The 19,958-nt window shown below is 64.7% G+C and carries 18 protein-coding genes; 6 read left to right on the forward strand and 12 right to left on the reverse strand.

Annotated features, from left to right (window positions below):
* Positions 1-16 precede the first annotated feature (16 nt).
* Together HY57_RS16380 and HY57_RS16385 are read right to left on the reverse strand one after the other, a co-directional pair.
* A complete protein-coding gene (locus tag HY57_RS16380; protein WP_019466168.1) occupies positions 17-2,320 on the reverse strand; it encodes a transferrin receptor-like dimerization domain-containing protein in 2,304 nt (767 codons plus the stop codon).
* Positions 2,321-2,490: 170 nt separating this feature from the next.
* Complete coding sequence (locus HY57_RS16385) at positions 2,491-3,939, reverse strand: alkaline phosphatase family protein (protein WP_019466167.1); 1,449 nt, start codon at positions 3,937-3,939, stop codon at positions 2,491-2,493.
* 206 nt (positions 3,940-4,145) lie between these two features.
* Between HY57_RS16385 and HY57_RS16390 the strand changes: the two genes are divergently transcribed.
* Positions 4,146-4,766: a hypothetical protein gene (locus HY57_RS16390; protein WP_019466166.1), complete on the forward strand. Its 621-nt coding sequence runs from the start codon at positions 4,146-4,148 to the stop codon at positions 4,764-4,766.
* Between the two features lie 4 nt (positions 4,767-4,770).
* Here HY57_RS16390 and HY57_RS16395 read toward each other — a convergent pair whose 3' ends face one another.
* Positions 4,771-5,223, reverse strand: a complete 453-nt coding sequence (locus tag HY57_RS16395; protein ID WP_019466165.1) for a GyrI-like domain-containing protein — start codon at positions 5,221-5,223, stop codon at positions 4,771-4,773.
* Between the two features lie 227 nt (positions 5,224-5,450).
* Between HY57_RS16395 and HY57_RS16400 the strand changes: the two genes are divergently transcribed.
* On the forward strand, positions 5,451-6,161 hold the full coding sequence (locus HY57_RS16400) for a DUF899 family protein (protein WP_019466164.1): 711 nt from the start codon (positions 5,451-5,453) through the stop codon (positions 6,159-6,161).
* A gap of 43 nt (positions 6,162-6,204) precedes the next feature.
* Here the strand turns inward: HY57_RS16400 and HY57_RS16405 are convergent, their stop codons facing one another.
* The 4 genes from HY57_RS16405 to HY57_RS16420 form a co-directional block, all read right to left on the reverse strand.
* The gene (locus tag HY57_RS16405) at positions 6,205-6,612 is read right to left on the reverse strand and encodes a VOC family protein (protein WP_019466163.1); all 408 of its coding nucleotides are present in this window, start codon (positions 6,610-6,612) and stop codon (positions 6,205-6,207) included.
* 176 nt (positions 6,613-6,788) lie between these two features.
* Entirely contained in the window at positions 6,789-8,570 is a 1,782-nt protein-coding gene (locus HY57_RS16410; protein ID WP_019466162.1) for a tetratricopeptide repeat-containing diguanylate cyclase, read from the reverse strand.
* Positions 8,571-8,578: 8 nt separating this feature from the next.
* Entirely contained in the window at positions 8,579-8,863 is a 285-nt protein-coding gene (locus HY57_RS16415; protein ID WP_158407936.1) for a hypothetical protein, read from the reverse strand.
* A gap of 186 nt (positions 8,864-9,049) precedes the next feature.
* A complete protein-coding gene (locus HY57_RS16420) occupies positions 9,050-9,889 on the reverse strand; it encodes an SAM-dependent methyltransferase (protein ID WP_019466160.1) in 840 nt (279 codons plus the stop codon).
* A 450-nt stretch (positions 9,890-10,339) separates the two neighbouring features.
* Here HY57_RS16420 and HY57_RS16425 point away from each other — a divergent pair, with 450 nt between their 5' ends.
* Complete coding sequence (locus tag HY57_RS16425; protein ID WP_019466159.1) at positions 10,340-10,954, forward strand: peroxiredoxin; 615 nt, start codon at positions 10,340-10,342, stop codon at positions 10,952-10,954.
* A gap of 134 nt (positions 10,955-11,088) precedes the next feature.
* Here HY57_RS16425 and HY57_RS16430 read toward each other — a convergent pair whose 3' ends face one another.
* Together HY57_RS16430 and HY57_RS16435 are read right to left on the reverse strand one after the other, a co-directional pair.
* The gene (locus HY57_RS16430; RefSeq protein WP_019466158.1) at positions 11,089-12,117 is read right to left on the reverse strand and encodes a DUF1214 domain-containing protein; all 1,029 of its coding nucleotides are present in this window, start codon (positions 12,115-12,117) and stop codon (positions 11,089-11,091) included.
* Positions 12,114-13,553: a DUF1254 domain-containing protein gene (locus HY57_RS16435; protein ID WP_019466157.1), complete on the reverse strand. Its 1,440-nt coding sequence runs from the start codon at positions 13,551-13,553 to the stop codon at positions 12,114-12,116. Before HY57_RS16435 ends, HY57_RS16430 begins: the two co-directional genes overlap by 4 nt.
* Positions 13,554-13,857: 304 nt before the next feature.
* On the opposite strand from HY57_RS16435, the gene HY57_RS16440 reads away from it, so the two are divergent.
* A complete protein-coding gene (locus tag HY57_RS16440) occupies positions 13,858-14,136 on the forward strand; it encodes a hypothetical protein (RefSeq protein WP_019466156.1) in 279 nt (92 codons plus the stop codon).
* A 361-nt stretch (positions 14,137-14,497) separates the two neighbouring features.
* Here the strand turns inward: HY57_RS16440 and HY57_RS16445 are convergent, their stop codons facing one another.
* Positions 14,498-14,848: a hypothetical protein gene (locus HY57_RS16445; protein WP_019464827.1), complete on the reverse strand. Its 351-nt coding sequence runs from the start codon at positions 14,846-14,848 to the stop codon at positions 14,498-14,500.
* A gap of 213 nt (positions 14,849-15,061) precedes the next feature.
* On the opposite strand from HY57_RS16445, the gene HY57_RS16450 reads away from it, so the two are divergent.
* Together HY57_RS16450 and HY57_RS16455 are read left to right on the forward strand one after the other, a co-directional pair.
* The gene (locus HY57_RS16450; protein ID WP_019464826.1) at positions 15,062-16,111 is read left to right on the forward strand and encodes an alpha/beta fold hydrolase; all 1,050 of its coding nucleotides are present in this window, start codon (positions 15,062-15,064) and stop codon (positions 16,109-16,111) included.
* 279 nt (positions 16,112-16,390) lie between these two features.
* The gene (locus HY57_RS16455; protein ID WP_026033848.1) at positions 16,391-17,989 is read left to right on the forward strand and encodes a hypothetical protein; all 1,599 of its coding nucleotides are present in this window, start codon (positions 16,391-16,393) and stop codon (positions 17,987-17,989) included.
* A 157-nt stretch (positions 17,990-18,146) separates the two neighbouring features.
* Here the strand turns inward: HY57_RS16455 and HY57_RS16460 are convergent, their stop codons facing one another.
* Both HY57_RS16460 and HY57_RS16465 read right to left on the reverse strand, forming a co-directional pair.
* Positions 18,147-18,650: a hypothetical protein gene (locus HY57_RS16460; RefSeq protein WP_019464824.1), complete on the reverse strand. Its 504-nt coding sequence runs from the start codon at positions 18,648-18,650 to the stop codon at positions 18,147-18,149.
* A 197-nt stretch (positions 18,651-18,847) separates the two neighbouring features.
* Complete coding sequence (locus HY57_RS16465) at positions 18,848-19,804, reverse strand: hypothetical protein (RefSeq protein ID WP_019464823.1); 957 nt, start codon at positions 19,802-19,804, stop codon at positions 18,848-18,850.
* Positions 19,805-19,958 lie beyond the last annotated feature (154 nt).

Consider the following 19,958-nt stretch of genomic DNA (forward strand, 5'->3'; position numbering starts at 1 on the left):
TGGCGACGCGTCACTATCAGGACGACTTCTTCAGCATCGCGGTGATCTTGTCCAACTGCTCGCGATAGCCATCCAGCGTCTTTGCCGTCACCTGAGCGAACTGGCCGGCCTCGTCCCAGCGGCGCGCCTCGATGGCTTCACGCACGCCCGGCACCGTCTTCACGCCGTAACCGGTGAGCATGCCGGGCGCATAGATCATGTGCTGGAACCACGGGCGCCCCGGCAAGCCGGAGGCATCCGTCAGCGACTGCTCCATCCGTCCCATCAGCTCGTTGACCTGTTGCTGTTGTCCGGCGGACAACCTGAAGCCGTCGGCGGCGCGCTTGCCATAGGCGTCGTCGAAAGCCTGCGCACTCTTCTTCAGCTTCTTTGCCGCCTCGTCGAGCGGCGCGAGCTTGATGTCGGGCACGTCCGAATCGCGTTCCGGCGGCAGGATCGGCCGCGTCGGGTCGGAGACCAGCGCGTAGACGTGCTTGTCGAGCAGCTGGTGCTGCTGCTCGGTGTCCTTGCGCTTGTCTTCCACCAGCTTGTGCAGCTCGTCGACGTAGCGATCCAGCGTGTCGCTGAAATCGCCGAAGCGCATCGGCAGCACACTCGCATCGGCGGTGCGCAGCACGATGTGGCCGGCAACCTTGGACAAGGCCACGCCGTACTGGAAGTCCGGGTCGCCGAAACGCACGTAGTGGTCGAACGAGTCGTAGGCGGAGTGATAAATGCCGCCGTTGTCGTCTTCACCATTGAAGCCCAGGTCGAGCGAAGCGACGCCGACATGCTGCAGGAAGGCGCTGTAGTCCGAACCCGAACCCAGCGCCGCGATCGGCACGTCGCCACCCGCCGCGGCAAGCTTGGCGAACTCCTTGGCTTCGGCCTTGGCATCCTTGGAGCTGCCCTGGACCATGACGTGTGCGCGCATGCGTTCGAGCACGCTGACCTTGGTTTCCGGGTCCGTCACGCCAGCAGCCACCTGGTTCACCAGGTGCTGGTACGAATGGCTGCCGCCCGCCTCCAGGAACCCACGCCCATTCGTATCGGAGTTGAGGTAGAGCACGGCCTTCTGCTTCAGCTCGTCGGCGTGCGTCTCCGCCCATTCGGTGGAGCCGAGCAGGCCGGCTTCTTCGCCGTCCCAGCTGGCATACACCAGCGTGCGTTGCGGCCTCCAGCCCTGCTTGTAGAGCGTGCCGATGGCTTTCGCCTCCGCCAGCAGCGCGACGTTGCCGGCCAGCGGATCCCACGCGCCGAACACCCAGCCGTCGTGGTGATTGCCGCGCACGACCCAGCGATCAGGCTCGGTGGAACCCTTGAGGGTGGCGATCACGTCGTACACCGGCTTCTGGCCCCAGTCCGACTGCACCGTCAGGTGCGCCTGCGCCTTGCTCGGACCCATGTGGTAGGTGATCGGCAGTGCGCCGCGCCAATGCTCCGGCGCCACCGGGCCGGTCAGCGATTTCAGCAACGGCGTGGCATCCGCATAGGAAATCGGCAGCACCGGAATCTTGAGGATGGTCTTGGCATCTTTCAGCGCCAGGCGCTTGGCACCGGGCGTGGAACCGACGCCGGGCGTCAACGGGTCGCCCGGATACTGCTGCATGTCGGCCACCGAACCGCGCTGCACGCCGTCTTCCGGGCGCCAGCCGCCCTGCGGGTAGGTGTCGCCTTCCGCGTAGCCGTCGTCGCGCGGATCGGAATAGATCAGGCAGCCCACCGCGCCGTGCTCCTGCGCGAGCTTGGGTTTCAGGCCGCGCCAGCCGCCGCCGTAACGCGTGATGACGATCTTGCCGCGCACGTCGATGCCACGCCGCGCGAGGTCCTTGTAATCGTCCGGCATGCCGTAATTGACGTAGACCAGCGGCGCGCTCACGTCGCCGTCGCCACCGTAGACGTTGTACGGCGGCAGCACGCCCTCCTTGATGCCGGACGTGGCGTCGCCGGGCACCGGGGGCTCATGCAGCTTGGCCGTATAGGGATGCGGCCCCTTCAGTTCCAGCGCCACTTTCTTCGGCGTGGGATAGAGCACGTCGAACGTTTCGATGTGTGCGTCCCAGCCCCATTCCTTGAACTTGGCCAGCATGAACTCCGCATTGGCCTTGTCGTGCGGCGAACCCACCTGGTTGGGCCCGGAGGACATCTGCTTGAGCCACTCGCGCTGGTCGGCGGGGTCAAGCAAGGCGTCGAAGCGCTGCTCCAGGCTCTGTTGCGCGGCGGCACCGTCGGTGCTGAAGCCGAGCATGCCTTGGTCGTGGTGATCGTCTGCGGCAAGTGCGCTGCCAATCGAAGCCAACAGGCAGGCCGCCAGCAGCGGCCGTATCGTCAAACGGGTCATGCGTTGTCTCTCCCCAGCGGTGGCACGAATAGTTGCCGGCGCGCTCTCCCTTCGCGCCGACGTTCAATGCTGTCGTGACACTTATACCTCCTGCCCCGCGACGTTGGCCTAGGACAAAGGTCATGCTCCAGGCCGATATCCGCCGCAAAAAAAGCTTTCAGCGGAAAGCGTCAGGACGAGGCCTTCGCACGCGCGGCTTTCCATGCCGCAAGGCGTTCATCGATATAGCGATCCACATCCGCTTCGGTCTTGAGCGCGGGCAAGACGTGCTGCGTCGCGCCGTGCGCATCGGGCACGGGCAGGCGCGACACCAGTTCGGCGTACACCTGTTGCAGATGCGAGGGCACGCCCGCTGCCGGGTTCTTGCCCTTGGAGGTCGGGGGCGTCACGCCAGCGAGTGGATCGTCGGTGCGCGGTGTCGTCAGCGTCAGCGCCTTGCCGACATCCGGTGCGGCCGCGTCACGCGCGGTCAATGGCGACACACTCCAGCGTGTTTCGACAGTGCGCAGGATCGAGGTGTGATCCAGCGGCGTGCCGCCGTCCGGCACGCGAAACACGGTGCCGGCAGCGATCAGCGGCGAGATCAGCAGCGTGGGCACGCGAGGCCCGAAGCGCTTGAAGTCGAAGCCGTATTCGCCCGCCGTCGCGTCAGGCGGCACGGCATTCGTCGGCGGCGGCACGTGGTCGTAGCAACCACCGTGCTCGTCGTAGGTCACGATGAGCAGCGTCTGGTTCCACACGGGGCTGTTGCGCAAGGTGGTGTACACGTCGTGGATCAGCTGCTCGCCCAACGACACGTCGTAGTTGGGATGCTGGCTGTTGCCGCTGGAACCCCAGCTCGGCTCGAGGAACACATAACCGGCCAGCGTGCCGTTGGCGGCGGCCGCCTGGAAATCGGCGAACTTGCCGAAGTTGGCGTCCGGCGCACTGACCAGGTCAGGGAAAGTCATGCGCGTGAGCGGCTCGGCGTTGTAGCCGTAGATGGCCCATGACAGGCCCTTCTGCGTCAGCGCGGCATAGATGGTCGGCGTGGTGAACGACTTGGTGGCGTCGTCCATATGCCCTAACGACGTGCCCGCCTGGGTGAATGCGCGATTGGGCAGCGTTTCCGTGGGCGCCGAGCCAAACCAGTGGTCGCACACCGCGAAGCCCCGGGCCAGCGCCGACAACACCGGCAAGGTCTGCGGCGTATGCATGCCCATGATGTCTGCCGCCACGGTGCCGGCGAGGATCGGGCGCTTCTGCTTCGCATCCGACGCCAGTGCCGCGGCGAAATTGCTGACGAAACCCGTGTTCGTCGCCACCGGCGGCGTGGGCGCGCTGCTACTGCCGAACAGTTGCGCGTTGGTGGCGCTGTAGCCCTCGCCAGGGTCCGCGCCGGGCATGAAGTAGGTGCTGGTCGTGCCGGGCGCGATGGTGAACACGCTGACAGGGGCACCGCCACTCGCGCCCGGGTTGCTCTCCTTGCCGGTCAGGCCTTCGTAGGGCTGCCCGAGGGGCGACACATTGCCCGTATCCGTATACAGATAGCCCAGCATGTGATCGAACGAGCGGTTCTCCAGCATCAGCACCACGATGTGGTTGATCGCGGACAACGGGTTGGCCGTGGGGGTGGACATGTCGTCGCCTTGTCTTCGCCAGTGGGGATGCGGCCATTGGGCCGGCAGGCATGTCTGCATTCGATCATCGGCAGGTGTCGCTGGCGTGACCCCGCGCACAGGACGGCGTTCAGTGTTGGAAGGCACTGAAGTTTCGGGCGGGGGCGCCGATAAACCCCACGTCGCCCGCAAGCGGGGCGCGAACCACCCTTCATGGCGGGACACGTATGCTGCAAACGGCGCCGAACATCGCCTATCTCAAAGCCGCATGGGCCGCATTTGCCGGCATCAGCGGGGCCAATGCCACGCAGAGCTACGAGGCGGCCGGCCTGAGCTTCACGCGCATCAACCATTCCACCCTGGTGCGCAAGAACGACGTGCAGGTCTCCACCATGCCGCTGCATTACACGCGCCACGAGCTGCGCGTGGGCTTCCTGGGCCGCATCGAGAACGAAGTGCGCAAAGCGGTGAGCGAGATGGACGCCGTGTTCTGGCGCGACCTGTGCCTGCCCGAAGGCCACCGTCTGGTGATCGAACTGGAGGAATGCCTGCGCATGCTGCGCCGCCGCGGCAACCGCTCGCTGTCCATCCTGATCCAGCCCGACGGCACGGCCGCCACCGAGGCCTGCGTGCGCGTGGAGATGCGTGTGTTCCTCGACTCGCCGCGCGCCTGCGTGTTCGCCCATGCCGCCGATGCCACCACCAACGGCTTCGTCGACCTGCTGGAAGAAGCCCCCAAGCGCGCCCGCCTGCCCCGCGCCCGCGACTATGCCGAGCTGGCCCGACAGATGAGCGCCACGCTGAACGAGGCGTTCGCCGCCTTCCCGCGCGCGCAGTTGGCGGCCTGATCGGTCACTCGACCGGGATATAGATGTCCGTTTCCGAGGCCGGATCCTCCGGCCCGGTGAAGCGCTCGTCGTAGCGCTCGAACTCCACCCCGGACTGCACCCGCAGCCCCAGCTTGGGTAGCAGGCGCGTATGGATGGCCTGGAAGGCCTCGCCCAGGCCTGACACCAGGCCGCGGTGGGTGAAGACGCCGTACTTCTGGGCCGGCACCGTGAACTTGACCATGCCCTCGGGCACCGCCGCGTCGTCCGCCACCGGGATGCCCGCCACATAGCGCAGCATGCCATCCGGCATGGCCGCGCATACGCCATAGGCGATGCCGGGTTCCACGTTGGGCCCCACTTCGCCTTCACGCGGCAGGAAACGGTCCCACAGCGCGCCGATGCCATTGGGGCTGCGGGAGATGTACTCCAGTCCGACCACCGTAAAAGCGGGCAAGGATACGATCCGATGATCCATGGCGAGGTCCCGGCGACTGCATTGAACGAACCCCAAGCCTAAGCCACCCGGTGCCGATGACAACAGGGTGAAAAGGGCCACTTGCACCGCCGGTCGACTGTCTCGCAAGCTGGGGAGATGTCGAAACCGGCGCCCCCCGCTCGTCGTGAAGATAGACGCGCCTTTCGCCCCTGCGGGTCGACGCTGCGTCCCAACCCCTTCTTCCGCCGATCACCGCGAGGTTTGTCATGTCCCAGGCCCCCACCCTTGTCCCCGTCGCCGAACTGGTGAAGCGCAACGGCGTGACCTTCACCGGCGAAAGCGCCGAGTATCGCCATGCCCGCAACGCACTGCTGGCCGAAGAACTGGAGCTTCGCCGCCAGATCGAGCGCGTGGCCGAGCAACGCCGTGCCCTGCCGCCCGGCCCCGAAGTGAAAGGCGACTACCGGTTCATCGGCGAGCACGGCCCGGTCGACTTTGCCGGCCTGTTCGGCGACAAGCAGACCCTGGTGACCTACAGCTATATGTTCGGCCCGCAACGCGAGCGTCCCTGCCCCATGTGCACCTCATTGCTCGGCGCCTGGAACGGCGAGGCGCGCGACATCCAGCAGCGCGTCGCGTTCGCGGTGATCGCCCGCTCGCCTATCGAGCGCCTCGTCGCGTTCAAGCAGGAGCGTGGCTGGAGGGACCTGCCGCTGTATTCGGATGTGAACGGCCACTTCAGTCGCGACTACCACGCTGTCGGCGACGACGGCAGCGACATTCCCGCGTTCAACGTGTTCACCCGGCGCGATGGCCACGTCCGCCTGTTCTGGGCCGGTGAAATGGGCATGGCCACGGCCGACCCCGGCCAGGACCCGCGCGGCGCGCCAGACCTGATGCCGATCTGGACCATCCTCGACTGCGTGCCCGAAGGGCGTGGTACGGACTGGTATCCGAAGCTCGACTACGGCAGCTGACGACAAGCGACGGGCCGCCCTGGGCGGCCCGTCGCAGGGGACATCAGTCCATCGACTTCAGGCAATTGACCATCCACGCCTTGCCGAAACGGTCGGTGAGCATGCCGAAGCGATGCGCCCAGAAGGTTTCGGCGATGGGCATGGTCACCTGGCCGCCCTCGGACAGCGCCGTGAACACGCGGTCGGCTTCGGCGGGGCTACCCACGTCGATGTTCACGCAGCCCTTGGAGATCGCCGTATTCGGCGGGGCGTCGGCGCCCATCAGGATGCTGGTGGGCGTTTCCAGTTGCGAATGCATCACGCGGCCGTGCGTTTCCGGCGGCATGTCCTGGGCCATGGGCGATTCGCCATACGTCATGCGCATGGTGATCTTGCCGTTGAAGGCCTTGGCATAGAAGTCGAACGCTTCCCGCGCCTGACCGTCGAAATCGAGATAGGGAATGAACTTCATCCGGGCTACTCCTGCTTCGTGGGGACCGTGGACCTTGCGGCGCCAGCCATCAAGGTCATCCATGACACCGCGCCGTGGGGGCTCCTCCGGCGTGATGGCTCACAAGGATGACGAACGGGCGTCTCAGGAATCGACACGGCACCGGCCAGCGGTGCAACCGGCCCCGCGAGCGTCCGTCAGGCCCTGATCATGCCGTGGCCGTGGACTTCGGTGCCCGAGATGACGCGGTTGCGACCGGTGCGCTTGGCGCGATACAGCGCCGCGTCCGCTTCCTTGCGCAGCAGTTGCAGCTCATAGCCGGAGCTGTCGGTGGACGCCAGCCCGATGCTGGCGGAGAACGTGACCAGCCGGCCATCGCCTTCCACCGGCGTGGCCTCGATCGCCGCACGGATGCGATCCGCAATGGCCACGCCCTGCTCGCGGGTGCAGTCGGGCAGCAGGATGCCGAACTCTTCACCGCCCAGGCGGCCGAACAGGTCGGTGGGACGCAGCTGGCGGCGGCACAACGCCACCGTGTGCATAAGCACCAGGTCGCCCACGGCATGGCCGTAGGTGTCGTTGATCTGCTTGAAATGGTCCAGGTCGATGGAGATCAGGCAGGCCGCACCGGATTTCCTCTCGGTCAGGCGCAGCACGCGCTCCGCTTCGCTGACGAAGTGCTGATGGTTGTAGATGCCCGTCAGGCTGTCATGGTGGGACAACATCTTGAAGCGCAGCTGCGAGCGCTTGATGCGGAACAGCCAGAACACGATGGACATCATCAGCAGGATCAGCATGGCGATGTAGAGCCGGCTGGTCTCCATCGCCTTGGTGTCCAGCGCCTGCTGCAGGCGCAGGATGTTGTTCTGCTTGCTCAGGCCTTCGGCTTCCAGCCGCTGCGCCAACATGTGCTGCTGCACAGCGGCATAGGCCAGTGAGCGGGCAGTGATGTCATCGATGTAGCCCTTATCCTGTGCCACATAGCGTTCGTAGTAGCCCAGCGAGGCCGCGGCGTTGCCGCGCCGCTTCTCCACCCGGTAGAGCACGGCGTACGCGTTTCTTACCCATTCGCTGACCTCGTCCTGGCCGCTCATGGACAGCACGGCCAGCGCCGCCTTGCGTGCATTGACTTCATCACCCAGCTTTTCATACGTCTGGGCCAGCTGGATCTGCAGACCGCGCATGTGGGAGTAATAGCGGTTGGTGTTGATGCTGGGAGCAACACGATTCAGCAGGGCCAATGCCTTGTCCGGCCGTTCCTCGGTGAGGTAGATGTCGCTCTTGATCAGCATCAGGGTGTTGGCAAACACCGGTTGCCCCGCAGTCGTGCAAGCCTCAATGGCTTCCTGCAACTTGGGGCTGGACGAATTGAGCCGGTCGCTCTTGAAAAGTGCGCTCACCTCGATCGACAAGGGGTTGCACACGCTCTCGCCGGGCGGCAACGAGTCTTCCATCATGCGGGCATACTTGACCGCCGGATCGGTCTGCCCCGCCTGCACCATGAGTTGCGAAAGATTGGACAGCACGATGAAGCGCGCCAGTTTGTCGGTGACCATCGGCAGATCGGAGGCCAACTGGTTGGCCAAAGTAAACGCTTCCTCGTAATGGCTGCTCAAGCCGAGGTTGTGCATCAGCAAGGCCATGGACTTGGCCTTCAGCGTCACGTCGCCGGAGTGATTGATGATGTCATGCAGCATCACGTTGGCGCGCGGGCCATCGCCCTCGAACGCGGTCTGCCATGCATCGAGATAACGCAGGTACCACTGCTGGCTGGGCGTCAGCCGCGACGACTCATCGTGCAGCTGCGACAGCATCTGCAGGAAACGCGGATGATCGGTGGTGCGCACCCCTTCGGTCTGCGCAAGAAAGGAGCCGGCGTCGCTGACGGCTCCTGCGGCGTGGACCGTGCCGGCCAGCGCGCAGAAGGCCAGGCTCGCCAACGCGAGCCTGAGCCAACCGTTGAAGCGCCTGGCCGACATCCCTATGCCTAATGGGCGGTCGGTGCCACGCGACCTGCGGACTCGGGCGGCTCCTCGTCCGGCGCCTCTTCCTCGTCCGGCGTCGGCTCTTCGAAATCGGGGGACGTCTGCGAGCTCTGGGTCACGTGCATGTAGTACTTGCCGAACTCCTGCCCCAGCCAGGCGCTGTCACCCGACGCCACGGCCGCCACCAGTGCTTCGGACGCGTCCGCGGCCGCCAGCAGGTTGGCCAGGTCTTCGGTAGGCGCATGGCGCAGCGAGGCGTCCTGGCCAATGGCTTCAAGCCAATCCATCGTATCCGTCATAAATTGTCCCCCTTTCGCGTTACTGTGATGGTCTTGCAACGATGGCTGTGTCCTGCGCGCCACAATCGCGCAGGCCCAGCTTGATGACATCCGATGACAAACGTCACCGGTGTCCCTTCCATCACGCCATGCACCGACAGCCCTCTTACCGCCGTGCATGACGACTTTACTGGGTTACGCCGACTCGCTCCGCTTTTCCAGTGCATCCAGCTCGGCCAATCGGGCCCGCACGGCGAGATTGGGCTTCATGGCCCGCGCCGGGGGCAACACCACGGTTTCCTCGGCGGTCAACTCGGCATGCGGCAGGTCGCGCAGCGCCACGCGGCGTATGCGTGGCTGCTGGATCGGCAACGTGGCCGCACGGTAGATGATCAATGCATGGTCCAGCGGGTAGTCCTGGGCCAGCAGGTCCACCAGCAACTGGCGGTAGGCAGGCCCCGTGGCGCCGAAACGCGCCAGCGACAGATCCCCGACGTGTCCGACCTGCCACAGCACCAGATAACCAGTAGGATCGATGCGGCGTTCGAACAGCAGCAGCTGGCTGGCCTCGAAATGCTGGCAACCGAAGCGGCCCGGGTCGATGCCCAGATCCGCGTAAAGACAATCCTCGGCGGAAATGCCCGGCTCCATGTGCGCCGGATAGCCCTCCGCACGCGCGACCTCGATGGCCTTGTGCGGCGACCAGGCGAAGATGCCGGGATGCCCGTAGAACACGCCGCAGACGCGCTTGCCGGCGCGTACCTCGGCCATCATCAGCTCGACCCATTCCTGGTAGGTGTCCCGTCGCGACTTGCCTTCGCGGTAATAGGGCTGGAGGCTGCGGACATCCGCGTGCATACGCTGCAGCCATGCTTCCACGATGCCGTCGGACACCCCCGCGAACACCACGTCCGACTGCGCGATGTGGCTGCGCGCCAGGGGCGTGAGATGGGAGCCGAGGGTCATGCCCAGTCCCACGCACGCGAGGCTGCCGCGGCGAACGTCCGTCGATGGCGAAATCGTGGAATGGTCCATCCCGCGATATTAGGGCAATTTCCCACAGCCGTGGGCGCCAAGCGGCCTATGGCAAAGAGCTACCCCGTTTTGGGGTAAGCCCGTGCGGCAAGCGCATACACCTGCGCCGCAAATGAACTGGCGAGTAGAAAAAATACGGCAAGGCCAGGCGTCGTCGACATGGCCGCCCTCGCCCTGGTCGACCGACGCGCCTGCGGGCAGCACGTGATCCGGAACAGGACTTGCTTGGCCGCAAGACGTAAAGCAACCGCGCGACAACCTTGGGCGGCATCGGCGGCACTCACTCTTTGTTTCGTCGTTGTCCACCCATCGATCGCCGCTGCGTCGTGGCGGCACCCGGCGCACATCGCAAGTACGGCCGCTTGCGGCCAGACGCGGGATGCGCGCATGGTGGCGGCCCCGGACGCGACGTCCCGCCCTCTTTCCATGTGCCTGACGAGGTTTACCGCAATGAACAAACGCTTCCTGTGTTCCCTGGCTACCGCCGCCCTCACGGCCGGCCTCACCCTGGCGTCCCCCGTATTCGCCGCCATTAGCCAGGGCGCCACCGCCCCGGCCTTCACCGCCCAGGCCAGCCATGACGGCAAGAGTTCCACCATCTCCCTGGCCGACGCGCTGAAGAAGGGACCGGTGATCGTCTACTTCTTCCCCTCCGCCTATACCGGCGGCTGCGATATCGAAGCACACGCCTTCGCCACCGAGGCCGCGAAGTTCGCCGCGGCCGGCGCCAGCATCATTGGCGTTTCCGCCGACAGCATCGAGCGCCTCAACACCTTCTCGGCCGACCCGAGCTACTGCGCGGGCAAGTTCCCGGTGGCCTCCGACCCCGAAGGCAAGATCGCCAAGCAGTTCGACGTGAAGATGTCCGCCGCCGAACCCGGCGCGAAGGACGTGCGGGGCGAAGCCATCGAGCACGGCTTCATCTCCCGCGTGACCTTTGTGATCGGCAAGGACGGCAAGGTGGCGGCGGTGTTCTCGTCGGAAGCCGATCACCTGCATCCGCAGGAGCACGTGAGCAAGTCGCTCGCGGTCGTGCAGCAGTTGCAGGCGGGCAAGGCGCCCTGATCAGGCGCCGAGGTTCTTGATGCCGGCCAGGTAACGGCCGTGTCCCGACGCAAAAAGTGCCTCCATGCCATGCGCATGGAGGCACCATGGTGGCGACCGCCTCGCATGGAGGCGATGCACCCCGCAAGCGGGCGTTAGTGGACCGGCTCCGGTGCCGGGAAGGTCCACTTGCCGTCCAGGATTTCCGGTCGCGGGCGATACAGGCGCACCCAGTAGTTCCAGCCCGGCGTGGTCGGCAGACAGTTGGGAATCTTGCCGTCGCAACCGCCGAACTGCACCGTCACCGAGCCATCCTCGTTCTTCTTAGCGGTCACGTTGTTGATGGCATAGGCGTTGTACTTGTTCGGCTGGAAATAACCCTTGGCGTTGTACATGCTGATCGACCAGAAGCCATCGACCGGCACGTCCTTGACCGTCAGCTTGTATACCGTCTTGCCGTCGTTCTTCGGCGGGGTGACGGTCAGGTAGGTGGCATCCTTGTCCGGGTTGCCACCCCAACCCGACGCCGTGCCGATCAGGTGGCGAATGGGATCCGTATCACTCTTGGTGCCAAACATCTTCTTGGTATCGGGCAGCGTACCCGCCAGCACGACCAGCGCATCGCGGACTTTCTTCTGGCTTGCCATATCCCAGTGCGGGATATCGAAGCTGCCCTTGCCGGCCGGCTCCACCTTTATCTCGTCCTGAAGCGCATGAGCCTTTTTCATGTCCTCAGGATCCGTGGGGTCAACGAAGGTGCGCACCCCCACCATGACGTAGCGCGTACCCACCTGGTCCTTGCTGAAGGTGTATTTGCCCGCGCCATAGTTCACGGCCATCGCGTACTGTTCCTCATTGACGGCGATCAGCGACATGAAGCGCTTGCCCGCATCCGGCAGCGTCACCGTCACCGGACCGGCGTCGAGATCCACCACCGCGGCGGAATAGAGCGTGTCCCGATTGGCGCGAATAATCGACTGGTTGTTGACATCCATCACTTCGCGGTGCTGATCGATCTTGCCGATACCACCGGCCCGCTTGATGGTCACGCCGAAGTACATGTCGCTTTCGGCGCGATTGAAGTTGTCCGGATTGACCGGAACCGGCTTGGCCTGCTCGCCTGACTGGGCAAACGCAGCGGCGCTCATGGCCAGCGCAAGCGTGGCAATCACCATCTTTTTCATTTCACTACCTCCATATCGGCGAGTTTCCAGGTCTTTTCAAAGAGTGCTTTCTCCGGCCCGTAGAAACGGAACATCAGTTCAAATGTCCGCTTGGCGTCCGTGGGGATCCAGTTGGATTCCTTGCCCTGTGGCGCCGTGGCACCGAAGTAGATATCCACGGAGCCATCAGCGTTTTTCTGCAAACCCGGCGTATTCGAACCGCGATCCGACCATTTGCTGTCGCGGATCAATGCGTGCGTGTCGCCGTCGTAGGCGGTGACCGACCAATAGAGCTTGACCGGCGGGTTGGCGGGCACATGAAGTCGATACGACTTACCGCCCTCCAACCGTTGGCCGTCCTTGTCCTTGATGGTCATCAGATAAAATTGACCGGCGCCAAGGTGCTTGGCGCAGAAGTACGCGATCGCATAGATCGCCGCCCGTCCGTTGATCGGGTAGTTGCCCGGGTCCGGGAAATCGGTGGACTGGCCCTTGATGACTTCTGGCGATACCGGTAGTGCCCAGTGCGCGCCCTCATTGAATGGCGGAAGGTAGGCCTGCTCAATCCATTGCGCGATCAGTGCCTTGGCTTCGGCCGCCGAGGCATCCAATACCGCCTTGTGATCGGCAATGGCCGTATCGGGCTTGCCCTTATCGATGCCGACCGATTTCAGGGGATCGATCATCGCCATGTCGCGCACCAGCCAGGGCTCGACCTGCACGAAACGGTTCAGCGCCTCGAAATAGCGCGAGTCGTAAGGGATGGTGGAGTCAAACATCTTGTCGTAGGCATCCACGTAGTGCGTTTCGCCCACGCCGCCGCCCTTGGAGTACGGGTAGAACTTGACGCGCTTGCCGTAGGCAACCGCCCTTTCGATTTCCGCATCGCTGCCATCCTTCATGTTGGAACGCAGGATGGCGTAACCCTGGAAGGTGGCCGAAGGCATCGGGATATAGCCCGCGGGCACGTTGTCCTTGTAGCCCGGCGGCAGGATGAGGTACTTGCCTCCCTTACCCTTGTCCACGCCGGCAGGGCCCACGTCCTCCAGCGGGTTCTGCCAGCCGTTGTCCACGGTACCCGTGATGGAGCCGCCCTCGGCAGGCGGTATTTCTAGCACCACCGGGCCGTTGCGGGTGTCGTAGAACGGCATGAAATAGATCGTCGCCAGGTTGGGCGTGAGCGTCTGGTTCTTCCAGTTGAGCGGCCTTGACCAATAGGCCACCTGATTGGGTTGCCCGCCCACTTTCAGAAAAGCATCCAGCATGAGCTGGAAGTTGACTGCAGGCATGCCCCAGATAACCGCGGCAACGGCGTTGCGCTGGGTGGCGCGAAGTTCCAGATCCATCGTGGCGCCGGCGACCGGCTTCGTGCCGGGCGCGGGTGAATCCTTGGCGTACAGGCCGAGAGCCGGCACCAGCAGAAAAGAAAGGGCAAGAGTCAAGGCGTGACGTCGCATGGCGGGTGCTCCCGATGGGGCCGAATCGAAGACGAGGACGTGAAGTGCGACCTAGATTGAGCCCACGCACGAACGTGCCGCATCCGCAAAACACCGGGTGCCGAGCGAGTAGATTTACCTAATTCATCGCGTCCCGCGCAAAACTCCGAAGCATCTTAGGAATGCCCTTGCAGACGGTCGCCCCCCGAAAGGGGTGGCGTCGACGTGGTCGTGGCGTCCGGCGCCCCTGCCCGGTCACAAAACCGTCGCTTGCAGTCCTCCGGACCACCCGGCAAGCTTCCGCGTTTGACCAACCGGAGTTGCCATGTCCTCGCAAGAAACCATCATCCAGATCATGCCCGCCACGGGTTGGGTTGCCGTGTTCGACGAGAGCGGCGACGAGAGCGCGGAAGCGCTGGTGTGCTTCGCGCTGGTGGAGTCCGTGCAGAACGGCACCACGCGCCGTGACGTGCGCCCGATGCTGGTGAACGGCAAGCAGATCAGCTTTGCCGACGCCGCGCCGAATTTCCTGCGCGTCGAAGAACTCGAAACCTTCGAGGACGAAGACGAGGAAGAGGAAGACGAGGAAGACGGCGAGGAGTAATCCCCCGCCCCGCTTCTTGCGCAAAGGCCGGCACACTTGCCGGCCTTTGTTTTTTTGAGGTCAGGGCTTTGGAGCCGGCAGGAGCCCGCTTATGAGCCTGGCGTCTGTTCAACGTCTTGCTCAGGCACCCCGCCTCCCCCCTCACCGTCATTCCCGCGAAAGCGGGAATCCAGCGTCTTTCTGCTTGTGCTCAAAGCTTAAAGGCACTGGATTCCCGCTTTCGCGGGAATGACGGTGAGGGGGCGGGTGGCTTGAGGGGTGGCTTGAGGGGTGGCTTGAGGGGGATCGTGAGCGGGGTCTGGTTGGCGACGCCTGGTCGGCAACCCGACATCGACCACCGCCTTGCCGCACGCTTCACGGGCTAACGGAACGAACCCCGCATCGCTTCGCGCAGATAGCGCCCCAGCGATATCGTCTTGCGCATCACCGCGCCCAGCAGGTCATCGGACACATAGGCCGTGCGGAGCAGCTCCACCAGTTGGTGGCAGCTGAGCGCCAACGCCACCAGCAGCTGCATCTCCAGCAAGGCCAGCGCCATGTCGATGCCCACCGAGTCGATGTAGAGCGCGACGTGCACCGTCTCCGGCTGGCTGAGCAGCGCCATGACGACCGCCATGGTGGCCATGGCGATCAACCACTTGCGAATGTCCTTGCGCCGCCATTCGGCCGACAGCGCTTCCAGCGTGAACCATTGCGGATCCAACCAGGCCATGCGTCCTCCCTGCGGGCTCCCTGCCCCGTGCCCCCCTCATGGTGACGCCTGGCAGAAAACCCAAGGGACATCCATCCCGTCCAGCGGGTTTGTATCCGAATGTATCCAGCCGCCCTGCGGGTACACGACGTTTCAATGCCGCCGCGTCACCACACAGAGGCGACACATGCCGATGCTCTTCTATGCCCACCCCATCCGGAGAGGAGACCTGCCATGTCGGACCTGATCGATCCCAAGCGCCGCAGCTTCCTGGGCGCCACAGCGCTTGGCCTTGCCATCGCCCCGTTCGGCCTGTCGTCGCTGGCCAGCGCCCAGGCCGCGCCGCTCCCGGCCGCCGGCAAGCGCGCGGCGGCCGGCGGGCATACCTCGTTCAAGGCCATCAAGCATGTGAAGGCCGGCGTGCTCGACGTGGCCTACGCGGAAGACGGCCCTGCGCACGGCAAGCCCGTTCTGCTGCTGCACGGCTGGCCGTATGACATCTACAGCTTCGTGGACGTGGCGTCCATCCTCGCCGCCGCGGGCTACCGCGTGATCATTCCCTGGCTGCGCGGCTACGGCGAAACGCGCTTCCTCTCTGCAGACACGAAGCGCAATGGTCAGCAGGCGGCGCTCGCCCAGGACGCCATCGCGCTGCTGGATGCGCTGAAGATCGATAAGGCCATCGTCGCCGGCTTCGACTGGGGCGCACGCACCGCCGACATTCTCGCCGCGATGTGGCCGGAGCGCTGCAAGGCACTGGTGTCGGTCAGCGGCTATCTCATTGGCAGCCAGCAGGCGAACCGCGCCCCGCTGCCGCCCAAGGCCGAGCTGCAGTGGTGGTACCAGTACTATTTCGCCACCGAGCGTGGCGAGGCCGGCTACGCCAAGTACACGCACGACTTCGCACGGCTGATCTGGGAACTCGCCTCGCCCCACTGGGGTTTCGACGACGCCACCTTCGCGCGCTCCGCCGCTGCGCTGGACAACCCCGACCAGGTCGCCATCACCATCCACAACTACCGCTGGCGCCTGGGCCTGGCTGAAGGCGAGGCGCAGTACGACGCGCTGGAAAAGCAGCTCGCCACACTGCCCGACATCAACGTGCCCACCATCACCATGGAAGGCGACGACAACGGCGCCCCGCATCCGCCCGCCAGCGCCTACGCGAGGAAGTTCACCGGCAAGTACGAATATCGCCTGATCACCGGCGGCATCGGCCACAACCTGCCGCAGGAGGCACCGGAGGCCTTTGCCAAGGCGGTAATCGACGTCGACCAATTCTGAGATGGGGCATGTGTTAACGACCAGCTCGCCGTGAAGGACGCATGACGACTATCCGGGAACGGAGCGGCCGTCATGCGTTTGCATCGCCGCTGAAAGCCCACGGCAAGGATAGGGGCGCAAGGTCCTACGCACCCCCGCCACAGGGGAGGCACCGCAGGACGAGGTGTTTCGGTGTGGGGATCCCGGTCTGCGTGTTGCGCTGCGGTCGTTACCGCGGCCTACGCGTCGTATACGCAATCCGGCCTTTTCGTAAGTCATCGCATTGACTGGAGAGGACCCATGTTTGTGAGAGCAACCGGATTTGGCTGCAGTGTGCTCAGCGTTGCGATCGGCCTGGCCCTGGCGGGTTCGGCCCATGCGGATACGCAGTCCGGGCCGGACGTCACGCCCGCGGCACAGCACGACACACTTCACTCCTTGCGCGGCGTGATGCCGCGACCCGACGATTTCTCCAAGAGCGGCCACAACCACCCCGCCCGCCCGTTGCCGTGGCTGGACGGCCCGGGCAACCCGACCGACGGCGCCGTGCAGGGCAGCACCAGCGGCACGGCCGCGCCCACGGCAGGCTCCGGCGTCGAAGGCGTGGGCAACGGTTTCAGCGGCCCGCAGGGCACCTTCACCGTGAACAGCGCGCCGCCCGATACCAATGGCGCCGTGGGCGCCACCCAGTACATCCAACTCGTCAACACCGGCTTTGCCGTATTCGACAAAGCCACCAAGAACGTGGTCTACGGCCCCGTGGCGACGAACACGCTGTGGTCGGGCTTTGGCGGCCCCTGCGAAACCGACAACGACGGCGATGCCACGGTGGTGTACGACAAGGCCGCCGGTCGTTGGGTGATTTCCCAGTTCGCCGTGACAGCGGCGCCGTACTACGAGTGCGTGGCGGTATCTGCTACCAGCGATGCCACGGGTGCGTACTATCGCTACTCGTTCCCCTACGGCAGCGTGTTCCCCGACTACCCCAAGATGGGCGTGTGGCCGGACGCGTATTACGAAACCTTCAACATGTTCAACGGCAATACGTTCGCCGGCGCCAAGCTGTGTGCCTACGACCGCAACGCCATGCTGAGCGGCGCGGCCGCCACGCAACAGTGCTTCCAGCTGTCCACCAGCTACGGCGGCGTGCTGCCCGCCGACCTCGACGGTGCTACGGCGCCGCCGGTGGGTTCGCCCAACTACCTGCTCAATTTCACCGCCGGCCAGCTCAACCTGTGGAAGTTCCACGTCGACTGGACCAACACGGCCAACACCACCCTGACCGGCCCCACGGCATTGCACGTGGCCTCGTTTGCCGCGGCATGCAGCGGTGGCACCTGCGTGCCGCAGGCCGGCACGCGGCAGAAGCTGGATTCGCTGGGCGACCGCCTGATGTTCCGACTGGCGTATCGCCATTTCGCCGACCATGAGGCACTCGTGGCCACGCATTCGGTCAAGGTGGGCACGACCAGCAAGAACCCGTACACGGGCGTTCGCTGGTACGAGGTCCGCAACCCGGGTGGCACGCCCGTGGTCTACCAGCAATCCACCTTCGCACCGGATACCACGTATCGCTGGCTGGGTTCGGTGGCGATGGACAAGCAGGGCAACATGGCCCTGGGTTACAGCGCCTCCAGCAGCAGCATCCATCCGGCCATCCGCTATACCGGCCGCCTCGCGACGGATCCGCTGAGCACCATGCAGACGGAAAACAGCATCATCGAAGGCCTGGGTTCGCAAAGCGGCAGCAACCTGTCACGCTGGGGCGACTACAGCGCGATGACGGTCGACCCCGTCGACGACTGCACGTTCTGGTACACCAACGAGTACCTGCGGACCACCGGCGCATTCAATTGGAATACGCGCCTGGAATCGTTCAAGTTCGCCAGCTGCCAATAACGCGCGTCCATGCCCTCACCTTGCGGGGTGAGGGCATGCGGGTGTCGCGAAAGAGCCGCAAGGGAAAACGGAGCGGAAGAGTCGACGCCACGCCGTTCGATACGTTCAGCACGAGGCGGACCGGCCGCGGTCCATCCCCACCGATCCACGCCCGGAATCAGGGACTCCAGGGCTGCCCGCAGCAGGGACAGGCCACGAGGGGTTCGTCGACAGCGATTTCTTCCAGCAGGAAGGTGAGCTCGCTATCGCAGGCGTTGCACACGCCCATGAGGGGTTTCGACGCGGAAACATCCAGCGGCCGCCCCAGCGAATCGTTTCCGCGCTGGCCACCGCGGCAGGCTACTTCGACGCAGCCGTCTTCGAAACGCGCCATGGCGCCACGGAAGCCCGGCAGCAGGGACGGCAGCAGCAGGCGCGCGCCGGCAGGATCGTTGGTTGCCCAGTTCCGCCCCAGCGTCTGTGCCTGATCGAAGAGATCATCCCAGTCTGAATCCGCGCGCTCGGCGACCGAGGACTCGGACAATGCCAGCGTCACGCAGTCGGCGCGCAGGTTGATCACCCGCGCGAGCAGATCCAACCGGTTCATTTTCCTGGCGCGGGCGTTGGCCGTCGGCGCCACGGTGGCGCCGGTACCGGCCTGTAAGGAGCGAGCGGCATACATAGCGGATTCCCCCAGTCATACCTGGGCGTCCTGGTTTGCCGCCCTTGATGACAGATTAGGAACCCCGGCGGAATGCGGATACCCGGATTCGGCCGGGAACTATGCAGAATCGGCAACCGATGCAGGCCGGGTGCGGTAACAGCCAGATACCTGAACAATCCGCCGGAGCCAGGCGCCTGTCCAAGGACGCCCTCGCCTCAGTCGAAGGTCACCGCCAGCCCCAGCGACACGCCCTGCACGCCTGGCGCGAACACATAACGCAGCACCGCGCGGGCCCGGTAGATCCACAGTGGATGGTATTTGCTGGTATCCAGCTCCAGCCCTGCGCCCAACGAATTGAGGTGGTTCACGGCAATCACCGTGGCCTCGCTGCCAAAGTATTCCGTGTGTGCATACTCCAGCACATAGCGCACCGGGCGATCCAGCGCGTGCATGCCGGTGGGCGCGCGGTAGCGCGACCACAGGCTCAGGTTCTCGTTGCGCGAACTGCCCTGCACGATGCGCGAAGAACTGTTGACGCTGTGCGTATAGATATCCGTGTAGCGCAGCTGCACTTCCGCCTCATAGTTCTCGGCGACATGGTCATAGGACAGTAGCAGCGACCCGCCCGCGCCCGCCGCATCGAGATGGCCGTTGGCAAGAAACTGCAGGTCGAGGTTGGTGTTGCGCTCGATGTAGAGGCTGCCCAGCTGGACGTCGCTTTTCACCGTGCCGTAGCTGCCATTGACGATGGGGATGATCGCGAAGTCGCGCGTCACCTGGACATTCCAGCCGATGCCGGCGGTGACCACCAGGTTGTTCCAGCGGGTGGGCAGATCGCGCTGCTCCTGACCGTTGGACGCCACGAAGCGTGGATCGTAGCGCGAGTACCCTATCGTGCCTTCCATATAGATCGGCACGCTGTCGCTGAGCACGAAGCCACCGCCAAGCGAGCTGTTGTTGAACGCCGGATTGTCGGTACTGGCATCCTTGATGGACAGCGCGCCGGATGTGACATCCGGCGTCTGCAGATACCCCATCAAGGCCAACGCCGCGTTGGCGCGCTGCTGCAGCTGGCCTTTGATGATGTCGAACCGGGGATGATCCTGAGCTTCCGCCGGCAAGGCCAGGTACAAGCAGGCCATCAGGGTGAGGATGCGTGCGACAGGCTTCATGGTCACGGTATCGATGACATGGACGCGGTGGCTGGCAACACTTCTGAATACGGGCAAGGGGATGGGGTCGTCTATCCATGGTTGACCGGGCGCCCGTGCAGCAGCGCCGTTACGCAACTGGCCGACGTCACCATGACGGTTTCCCGGGGGAGCA

The sequence above is a fragment of the Dyella japonica A8 genome, from assembly GCF_000725385.1.
Classification (GTDB): domain Bacteria; phylum Pseudomonadota; class Gammaproteobacteria; order Xanthomonadales; family Rhodanobacteraceae; genus Dyella; species Dyella japonica_C.

Bases quoted from the DNA above. Each gene is read 5' to 3' on its own strand.
- HY57_RS16455 (WP_026033848.1), top strand. From the start codon at position 16,391: ATGTTTGTGAGAGCAACCGGATTTGGCTGCAGTGTGCTCAGCGTTGCG.
- HY57_RS16400 (WP_019466164.1), top strand. From the start codon at position 5,451: ATGTCCCAGGCCCCCACCCTTGTCCCCGTCGCCGAACTGGTGAAGCGC.
- HY57_RS16390 (WP_019466166.1), top strand. From the start codon at position 4,146: ATGCTGCAAACGGCGCCGAACATCGCCTATCTCAAAGCCGCATGGGCC.
- HY57_RS16445 (WP_019464827.1), bottom strand. From the start codon at position 14,848: ATGGCCTGGTTGGATCCGCAATGGTTCACGCTGGAAGCGCTGTCGGCC.
- HY57_RS16405 (WP_019466163.1), bottom strand. From the start codon at position 6,612: ATGAAGTTCATTCCCTATCTCGATTTCGACGGTCAGGCGCGGGAAGCG.
- HY57_RS16465 (WP_019464823.1), bottom strand. From the start codon at position 19,804: ATGAAGCCTGTCGCACGCATCCTCACCCTGATGGCCTGCTTGTACCTG.
- HY57_RS16440 (WP_019466156.1), top strand. From the start codon at position 13,858: ATGTCCTCGCAAGAAACCATCATCCAGATCATGCCCGCCACGGGTTGG.
- HY57_RS16380 (WP_019466168.1), bottom strand. From the start codon at position 2,320: ATGACCCGTTTGACGATACGGCCGCTGCTGGCGGCCTGCCTGTTGGCT.
- HY57_RS16435 (WP_019466157.1), bottom strand. From the start codon at position 13,553: ATGCGACGTCACGCCTTGACTCTTGCCCTTTCTTTTCTGCTGGTGCCG.
- HY57_RS16425 (WP_019466159.1), top strand. From the start codon at position 10,340: ATGAACAAACGCTTCCTGTGTTCCCTGGCTACCGCCGCCCTCACGGCC.
- HY57_RS16385 (WP_019466167.1), bottom strand. From the start codon at position 3,939: ATGTCCACCCCCACGGCCAACCCGTTGTCCGCGATCAACCACATCGTG.
- HY57_RS16415 (WP_158407936.1), bottom strand. From the start codon at position 8,863: ATGGATTGGCTTGAAGCCATTGGCCAGGACGCCTCGCTGCGCCATGCG.
- HY57_RS16460 (WP_019464824.1), bottom strand. From the start codon at position 18,650: ATGTATGCCGCTCGCTCCTTACAGGCCGGTACCGGCGCCACCGTGGCG.
- HY57_RS16450 (WP_019464826.1), top strand. From the start codon at position 15,062: ATGTCGGACCTGATCGATCCCAAGCGCCGCAGCTTCCTGGGCGCCACA.
- HY57_RS16420 (WP_019466160.1), bottom strand. From the start codon at position 9,889: ATGGACCATTCCACGATTTCGCCATCGACGGACGTTCGCCGCGGCAGC.
- HY57_RS16410 (WP_019466162.1), bottom strand. From the start codon at position 8,570: ATGTCGGCCAGGCGCTTCAACGGTTGGCTCAGGCTCGCGTTGGCGAGC.
- HY57_RS16395 (WP_019466165.1), bottom strand. From the start codon at position 5,223: ATGGATCATCGGATCGTATCCTTGCCCGCTTTTACGGTGGTCGGACTG.
- HY57_RS16430 (WP_019466158.1), bottom strand. From the start codon at position 12,117: ATGAAAAAGATGGTGATTGCCACGCTTGCGCTGGCCATGAGCGCCGCT.